An 8,275-nucleotide genomic window follows, 5' to 3' on the forward strand; every position below is an offset into this window, starting at 1 on the left:
TCGCTCTAGGCGAAGGCTTCGAACCGCACAAGAGCGCAGAATCGGGCCTCAACCATCACGGCAAGCCGCGCTACATAACCAAAAATTCGATCGTTGCAAGCTTTGCGATGACAGCTTAGGCGATGCAACGCGACAAAATAGCAACCTTTGGGGGGACAATATGATTTTACCAGTAACACTCTGCACAGCAGCCGCCGCAGCGATCTTGGCAATTTGGCTGATGATCCGGGTCGGTCAGGTGCGTTCTTCAGAAAACGTCAGCGTTGGTGACGGCGGTAATGAAAAAGTCATTCGCCGGATGCGTGCCCATGCCAATTTTGTGGAAACCATGCCCTTTGCGCTGGCGCTCATTGCAGCAATTGAACTGGCCGGGAAAGGCAGCACATGGTTGCCATATGTAGCCGGGCTGTTTGTGCTGGGCCGCATCGCCCATGCTTTCGGGATGGATGATGGCGCCTTTCCTAAGGGGCGCTTGATCGGCACCCTTATTACTATGCTCGTGTTCCTCGGCCTTGCTGTGGTTGCCGTTCTGGCCGCCACTGGCGTTATGTAAGGATGATCAGCTGAGGGCGTAATCGCTGACGAATTGGTTCGTCTTACGCTCCTGGCCAAATGTGCTGGTGGGGCCGTGACCGGGAATAAAGGTCACGTCCCCACCCAATGGCCATAATTTCTGGGTGATAGCGTCGATCAAATCCTGATGGTTACCCATCGGAAAGTCAGTTCGGCCAATCGATCCTTGGAACAATACATCACCCACAATCGCAAACCGGCTGGGTTCATGAAAGAAGATTACATGGCCCGGCGTGTGCCCCGGGCAATGGATAACATCGAGAGTGAGCTCTCCGACCGTAACGGTATCCCCATCATCCAGCCAACGATCCGGCTCGAACACTTCACCACGAATGCCGTATTTTTTGCCGTCTTCGTCTAACCGCGAAATCCAGAACCGGTCACCTTCATGCGGGCCTTCGATCTTTAAGCCCAGTTCTTTGGCTAATATCCCGCTTTCCCCGCAATGGTCGATGTGACCATGCGTGATCAGGATTTTCTCAAGCTCAACACCGGCCTTTTTTACTCCGGCCTTGAGCTTATCCAGATCGCCGCCGGGATCAATCAGCGCGCCCTTCATTGTCTTGGTACACCAGATCAGGCTGCAATTCTGTTGCAGCGGGGTTACCGGCATAATCGCGGCACGCATCGGAGGGCTTTTTGTCGCTTCGGTCATGCCTACCTTTTGGTGCCTAAGCCGGGTGATTGCAACTGCTCACAACCGCCCGCTTTTCCATACAACACGGCCGATGATCTCAACCTCATTCATATCGACGTCGATTGGCGGGTAAGCGAGGTTCTGGCTCAGCAAAGACAAACGCCCCCCACCTTGCGATGCGACGCGTTTGACCAACAAAGTATCCTCAAGCCGAACGACATGGATGCCATCGCGAAATGGCTGGGTGCGCCGATCCACCAGCACTTCATCCCCCGCCCGCAGAAGCGGCTCCATCGAATCGCCTTCGACGGTGATCGCAGAAAGCTCGCCGCCCTCTAAACCCTGTTCGCGCAGCCATCTCTTAGAGAACCGGAAATTATCAAACGGCAGCTCATCACCAATCGCAGACCCCGGGCCTGCAGACGCGCTTACGGGCAAACGCGGCACATCAACCCAACCACCCTCCAAAGGTAAGCGTGACGACGAATTGTAGGATTTTTCCTCTGGTCCGCCCAGTTCCGATTCGGGCACTTGAAAAAAGTCCGCCAGCATTCTGCGATCCCGTTCTTCCAACCTCTTGGGGCTACCCTTACGGATAAACTGCTGCAAATATGTAGTATTTCTCCCAATCATTTCCGATAATCGAGCCAAAGAGCTACCCTTCTGTCGGGTAAGTTCCAGTAAGCGTTCGCGTGCATTCGACATCATTGACCCTCATCATCAACATTTTTCCTATCTACACGATGTATTTTTCCTAGACAAGTAGGATTTCACGCGCGACGACTCGGGATGTCGGGCGAATCAGAGCACCCGGCAGTCGCACTGCCCTTCACATGTAGAGGATCATTATGTTGATACGTTCTATTGAGAAATTTCTCCGTCAAACTGGTATGCCAGCCACCAAATTCGGCCGACTGGCGACACATGATCCGCGCTTCGTTCTCGATTTGCGCAATGGCCGCATCCCCAGACAGGGGACCGAAGAAAAGGTGACAAGTTTCATGCTAGGGTATGAGGGGTCGGCCAATGTCGGCTGACCCCATCACACGCTTTCCGCCAGCCCGCAAAGCCCGCAGGGGTCCTCGCGATCATTTACGCACTGCCTTGCTGGATATGGCAGTGGGACACGGGATAATCACTGATCATAAAGAACAATCCTGGGCCAGCATCACTTTCACCGGGACCCGCCATCACTTGAGCATTGTCTTTGACGGCGCAAACGCTGTGGAAGCAGGCGAAAGCATGGTCGCAGCCTTGCCTGAGCACGAGTTTACGATACCGGGCCAACTAGTGGCAGATGCAACAGTAAGTGCGGCGGAAAGCACCTTGCTGCCCCATCCCAAACTGACGGTTGAATGTGAGCTATTGCTGCTTGTCGACAGCTAGGCGCAGATACGCCTAACCGGCATTTTCCCTGCGGATGATCAGATTGCGGATTTCGGACATGTCCTCCATCGCGAAGCGGATGCCTTCGCGGCCCAATCCAGAATCTTTCACCCCGCCATAGGGCATATTGTCGACCCGGTAAGATGCCACATCATTGACCACCACACCGCCGACATCCAGCGTATCCCATGCATCTAGCACCTTATGGATGTCGCGGGTGAAGATGCCGGCTTGTAAGCCGAATTTGGAATCGTTGACCTGCGCCATCGCCTCTTCAAACGTGCTGAAACGGCTGAGGAGCGCCATCGGTCCGAAGGCCTCTTCACGATTGGCATCGGCTGACGGATCGACATTTTCGAGCAATGTCGCTTGCAGCATATTGCCCTCGCATCCGCCACCGCACAGGAGCGTTGCTCCACCGGCAACCGCATCATCAATCCAACCTTTGAGGCGTGTGGCCTCCCCTGTTGAGATCATGGGGCCGATGAAAGTATTGCGGTCTTTCGGGTCGCCCGACACCAGCGATTTGGTCTTTTCAACCAGCATCGCTTTGAATGTGTCATAAATATCATCGTGAATGATAATGCGCTGCACCCCGATGCAGCTTTGCCCGGATTGATAGAACGCACCGAAGATAATCCGCTCCAACGCGTGATCCAGATCAGCGTCTTTATCGACGACCACAGCCGCATTACCGCCCAGTTCCAGAATAACCGGCTTCTTGCCCGCTTTGGCTTTCAAATCCCAGCCAACGCCGGGTGAGCCGGTAAAACTCAGCAGTTTCAAACGTTCGTCCGTGGTGAACAGATCGGCCCCGTCGCGGCTTGCAGGCAGGATCGAAAACGCGCCTTCGGGTAGATCGGTTTCCGCCAGCACTTCACCCATGATGATCGCGCCAAGCGGTGTCTTGCTGGCAGGCTTCATCACAAATGGGCACCCCATCGCAATTGCCGGTGCGATTTTATGGGCAGCCAGATTCAGTGGGAAGTTGAACGGGCTGATGAAGCTGCATGGGCCGATCGGCACGCGCTTCCACATCCCCATATAACCTTTTGCCCGCGCGGAGATATCAAGCGGCTGAACTTCGCCGTAATTGCGCACAGCCTCTTCCGCAGCGATTTTGAACGTGTCGATCAGGCGGTCAACCTCACCCTCCGCGTCGTTGATTGGCTTGCCCGCCTCGACGCACAGTGAATAGGCCAGCTCGTCATAGCGTTCGCGGAACCGTGTGACGCAGTGCTGAAGCACCGCCTGTCTTTCAAAGCTCGCCATTTTGGCCATCGGTTCAGCCGCACGAACGGCACCGGCAATTGCCTCGTCAATTACATCCGGAGTGGCCAGCGCCGTGCGAAATGCCACTTCGCCCGTAAACTTGTCTGTGACTTCCAAATCAGTGTTTGGCAGTACTGCCTTGTTATTGAGATAGAGCGGGTAAGTATCTTTGAGTTTGACCATCGGGTCCTCCTTAAATGGGCAACCTCACAACTTCGCTGAAAGTTCCTTGATATCGTGGTTTAGGATCTGATCGTTCTCTGTGTAATCCACTGGACAATCGATCAAATGGACCCCTGGCGTATCGCGGCAATGCGTCAGCACTTCTGTCAAATGCGCACTGCTTTCCACGCGGTGCCCTTTGGCGCCATAGCTTTCCGCATATTGAACGAAGTCCGGATTGCCGTAAGTCAGGCCGTAATCTTTAAAGCCCATATTGGCCTGCTTCCACCGGATCATACCGTAAGCATCATCGCGCAGGATCAGCACTGTCAGGTTAAGACCGAGCCGAACGGCGGTTTCCATCTCCTGACTGTTCATCATGAACCCGCCATCGCCGCAAATCGCCATCACTTTACGTTCCGGATAGAGCATCGCGCTCATCATTGCGGATGGCAGCCCAGCCCCCATTGTCGCCAGTGCATTGTCGAGCAGGACGGTATTGGGAAGATAAGCAGTATAATTGCGGGCGAACCAGATCTTATAGACGCCATTATCGAGGCAAATGATGCTGTCTTCCGGCAAAGCATCACGCACTTGCTGGACCAGATGAGGAGGAAAGATCGGGAAGCGTGCATCGGCAGCCAGCGGCGCAGTGTGCGCCAGTTCTGCGGCACGGTATTCCAGCATCTTGCCAAAATCCCACTTGTCCTGCTTGGTAATGCCTTCCTTGATTTGCCAGACAGCATTGGCGATGTCGCCGATGACTTCGATCTGCGGGAAATAGACAGGATCAACTTCTGCGGTTTTGGTCGATAGATGCAGCACCGTGACACCATCATCATGCATGAAGAATGGCGGTTTCTCGATCACATCATGGCCAATATTGACGATGCAATCGGCATCCTCAATCGCACGGTGACAGAAATCGCCTGCCGACAAGGCCGCACAGCCGAGGAACAGCGGATGCCGTTCATCAATCACGCCTTTGCCCATTTGTGTGGTGACAAAGGGAATTCCGGTTTTTTCAACCAGTTCCAGCAGCATCTTGCTGGTCATTTTCCGGTTCGCGCCTGCACCAATAACCAGCACAGGTTTCTCGGCTTTCTCAATCGCATCAATCGCCTGCTTAACCGCTTTGACTTCGGCTGACGGACGGCGCGCGATGGAGGGTTTAATCGGCCGGGAATCGCTCATTTCCTCGGCAATGTCTTCCGGGAATTCGATATGCGTCGCGCCCGGTTTTTCCTCTTCAGCCAAGCGGAAGCATTCGCGCACACGGCTCGGGATATTGTCACCCGCAGCCAATTGCTGCGTGAATTTGGTAATCGGCTCCATCATCGACACCACATCAAGTATCTGGAAGCGGCCCTGTTTTGATTTCTTGATCGGCTTCTGGCCAGTGATCGCCAATGTCGGCATCCCGCCAAGCTGCGAATAGGCAACCGCGGTTACCATATTCGTTGCCCCCGGCCCGAGTGTGGCCAGAAAGACGCCGGTTTTGCCAGTATGCCGGCCATAGGTCGCCGCCATAAAGCCCGCGCCTTGCTCATGCCGCGTCAGAATGAGTTTGATGTTCGAGCCCGATAGCGATTCCAGAAAATCGAGGTTTTCTTCGCCCGGAACACCGAAGATGTACTCGACACCCTCTTCTTCCAGACATTCGATAAACAGATCAGACGCTTTTTGAGTCTTGGTATCAGCCACGCATATTCCCCCTCATGATGCCGATCAGGCATTCTTGAAACCGTTTGCGCGACCTACGTCGAGGCTTCGCGCCTCGTATCAATTATTATCACCTATCAAGCCTTCGCCGGAGAGTCACATAGCGATTGAACAGTCAGGCGGTTGCGTATCAGTATCCGCGCACCGGATCGAACACAGGGTGTAGCGGCTCTCCGGCGACATAAGCTTGGAGATTTTTGACAAAACGTTCCGCCGACCGGCGAAACATGGAGGCTTGCGCGCGGCCCGACAGGTGCATCGTGACATGCGCATTATCGAGGGTCCACAAAGGATTGTCAGCCGGGAGAGGTTCCGGCGTGGTCACATCGAGCAATGCGGAGCCAATAGATTTGGCTTCCAAAGCTGCAATCAAGGCCTCTTGATCCACCACCGTCCCGCGCGCCACATTTACCAATATGGCGCTGTCCTTCATCGCGGCCAATTCATCCGCCCCGATCATACCGTCGGTCTCATCGGTTGCTGGCACTGCCAGGATCACCCAGTCAAATTCGCCCAATTGATCGCGCCACTCATCCGGACCCAAGGCGCCATCCGCTGCGGAACGGCGCACAGGCACCACATCGACACCAAAAGCTTCGAGCCGCGGCTTCACTTGCTGGCCTATCGCACCATAGCCGAGCAAGAGCGCGCGGGTTCCGACAAGTTCCAGCTTGCCCGGCGAATCCATCAGCCACTCATGCTTTTCCTGCGCGCGCACGACAGTGCGGTAATCCTTTGCGATGTTGAGCATGCCCATCACCACATATTCCGCGATGGCAACCGCATTTATACCCGCGCCATTGGTGATCCGCGTGCCGCGCTGGTGCAGCAGATCAAGCGGCAGAAAATCAAGCCCCGCATAGATCGAATTGAACCATTTCATATTCTCTGCGAGCCGAACTGCTTCGGCCATTGGTTCTTTATCGTCGAGATCAAACCAGCCAATCTCCGCCTCTGGAGCAAGCGCATGCAGCTCCTCAACCGAAGTAAAGAAATGCGCATCGATAGAGGGCGGCAAATGCGGTTCCAGCATCGGGCGGATCAGGGCGCTGAGTACAGCTTTGGTCACAGTTTCCACTCCCATCCCAACGGATCACCGTCCATCAGTTCCACGCCCTTGGCAGACAATTCATCGCGGATGGCATCGGACGTTGCGAAATCTTTCTCCACACGTGCCGCTTTGCGGCGGGCGATGGCTTCTTCGATTTCCTCACTGGTAATCTGCGCATCCTTGGGCCGGATACGTAAATCGGTGCGCGCCAGATCAAACAGGTTGAGGCCGAGAACGCTGTCCATCTGTTCGATCACAGCACGTTTGATGCCAGCATCCACTTTCTTAACCGCCAGCGCCTCTTCCAGTGCCGTCAAAGCGATGGCTGTGTTCAAATCGTCCGACATCGCGGCATCGAATTTCTCTAAGGCAGGCACGAATTTTTGATGCGAAGGATCACCCGCCACAGCATCTGCCAAGCGTTCGGCTTGCATCACCATGCGTTTAAGACGCGTCAGCGCCGCACCGAGGCCATCCCAGCTGAATTCCAGCTCGCTCCGATAATGCGCCTGCAAGCACATCATACGGTAGGCGAGCGGGTGGTATCCCTTATCCAGCAGCAATTGCAGCCGCAGAAACTCACCGCTCGACTTGGACATCTTGCCGGAACGTTCGACCAAGAAGTTATTGTGCATCCACATACGCGCGCCGGAATTGGCCGCTTCGGACAAACCGCCGCAACCGCAAAAGGCTTGGTTCTGCGCGATTTCATTCGGGTGATGAATCTCACGGTGATCGATCCCGCCGGTGTGAATATCAAACGGGAAACCGAGCAATTTCTCGCCCATCACCGAGCATTCCAGATGCCAACCAGGAGCGCCCTTGCCCCACGGGCTGTCCCATTCCATCTGCCGCGTTTCGCCAGCCGGTGTCCTGCGCCAAATGGCGAAGTCGGCATTGTTGCGTTTGCCAGCTACGGAATCGATCCGGCTTTCCCCATCTTCGGTCACTGCCCGGGCAAGACGGCCATAATCCTCGACAGTCGTGATATCGAAATAGAGCCCGCTTTCGCATTCATAGCAGTGCTTGTCGGCAACCTTTTTGCCCCAGGCAATCATCTCATCAACATATTCGGTTGCGCGGGGATGCGCCTTGGGTTGGACGTTGAGCCGGGCAAGGTCTTGCTCAAAATCTTCTTGGTAGAATTTCGCAATGTCCCACGCAGATTTCCCCTGACGCGCGGCCATTTTCTCCATTTTGTCCTCCCCCTCATCCGCATCGGACGTGAGGTGGCCAACATCAGTAATGTTGATGACATGGGTGAGTTTCAAACCCTTCCATTGCAGCGTACGCCCCAGCGTATCGGCAAAGACATAGGCGCGCATATTGCCGATATGCTGATAATTATAGACCGTCGGGCCGCAGCTATAGACGCGCGCTTCTCCGGGATGGACCGGGGCAAAAGTTTCAATGCTGCGGGTGAGGCTGTTGAATAGCTGAAGCGGAGTGTTACTCATGCCCGCTGCCATGCA

At 54.9% G+C, this 8,275-nt stretch carries 9 protein-coding genes; 3 read left to right on the forward strand and 6 right to left on the reverse strand.

Going from position 1 to position 8,275, the window contains the following annotated elements; genetic code table 11:
- Positions 1-160: 160 nt before the first annotated feature.
- Positions 161-553: an MAPEG family protein gene (locus HKD42_RS07290; RefSeq protein WP_170011753.1), complete on the forward strand. Its 393-nt coding sequence runs from the start codon at positions 161-163 to the stop codon at positions 551-553.
- A 6-nt stretch (positions 554-559) separates the two neighbouring features.
- On the opposite strand, the gene HKD42_RS07295 is transcribed toward HKD42_RS07290, so the two are convergent.
- Both HKD42_RS07295 and HKD42_RS07300 read right to left on the reverse strand, forming a co-directional pair.
- Positions 560-1,201 (reverse strand): MBL fold metallo-hydrolase, encoded by a 642-nt coding sequence (locus tag HKD42_RS07295; RefSeq protein ID WP_170012193.1) that lies wholly within the window; start codon positions 1,199-1,201, stop codon positions 560-562.
- A gap of 66 nt (positions 1,202-1,267) precedes the next feature.
- Positions 1,268-1,918 carry a S24 family peptidase gene (locus HKD42_RS07300; RefSeq protein WP_170011755.1) on the reverse strand — a complete coding sequence of 217 codons (651 nt, stop codon included), beginning with the start codon at positions 1,916-1,918 and terminating at the stop codon, positions 1,268-1,270.
- A gap of 182 nt (positions 1,919-2,100) precedes the next feature.
- Here HKD42_RS07300 and HKD42_RS07305 point away from each other — a divergent pair, with 182 nt between their 5' ends.
- Entirely contained in the window at positions 2,101-2,247 is a 147-nt protein-coding gene (locus HKD42_RS07305) for a hypothetical protein (RefSeq protein ID WP_425500369.1), read from the forward strand.
- The gene (locus HKD42_RS07310) at positions 2,237-2,596 is read left to right on the forward strand and encodes a hypothetical protein (protein ID WP_170011759.1); all 360 of its coding nucleotides are present in this window, start codon (positions 2,237-2,239) and stop codon (positions 2,594-2,596) included. The genes HKD42_RS07305 and HKD42_RS07310 overlap by 11 nt, the downstream gene beginning before the upstream one ends.
- 12 nt (positions 2,597-2,608) lie before the next feature.
- Here HKD42_RS07310 and HKD42_RS07315 read toward each other — a convergent pair whose 3' ends face one another.
- The 4 genes from HKD42_RS07315 to cysS form a co-directional block, all read right to left on the reverse strand.
- A complete protein-coding gene (locus tag HKD42_RS07315) occupies positions 2,609-4,051 on the reverse strand; it encodes an aldehyde dehydrogenase family protein (RefSeq protein ID WP_170011761.1) in 1,443 nt (480 codons plus the stop codon).
- A gap of 24 nt (positions 4,052-4,075) precedes the next feature.
- Complete coding sequence (locus HKD42_RS07320) at positions 4,076-5,734, reverse strand: acetolactate synthase large subunit (protein ID WP_170011763.1); 1,659 nt, start codon at positions 5,732-5,734, stop codon at positions 4,076-4,078.
- A 148-nt stretch (positions 5,735-5,882) separates the two neighbouring features.
- The gene (locus HKD42_RS07325) at positions 5,883-6,821 is read right to left on the reverse strand and encodes an NAD(P)-dependent oxidoreductase (RefSeq protein WP_170011765.1); all 939 of its coding nucleotides are present in this window, start codon (positions 6,819-6,821) and stop codon (positions 5,883-5,885) included.
- Positions 6,818-8,260, reverse strand: a complete 1,443-nt coding sequence (gene cysS, locus HKD42_RS07330; protein WP_170011767.1) for a cysteine--tRNA ligase — start codon at positions 8,258-8,260, stop codon at positions 6,818-6,820. Before cysS ends, HKD42_RS07325 begins: the two co-directional genes overlap by 4 nt.
- Positions 8,261-8,275: the final 15 nt, after the last annotated feature.

It is taken from the genome of Pontixanthobacter rizhaonensis, assembly GCF_012972675.1.
Lineage (GTDB): Bacteria > Pseudomonadota > Alphaproteobacteria > Sphingomonadales > Sphingomonadaceae > Pontixanthobacter > Pontixanthobacter rizhaonensis.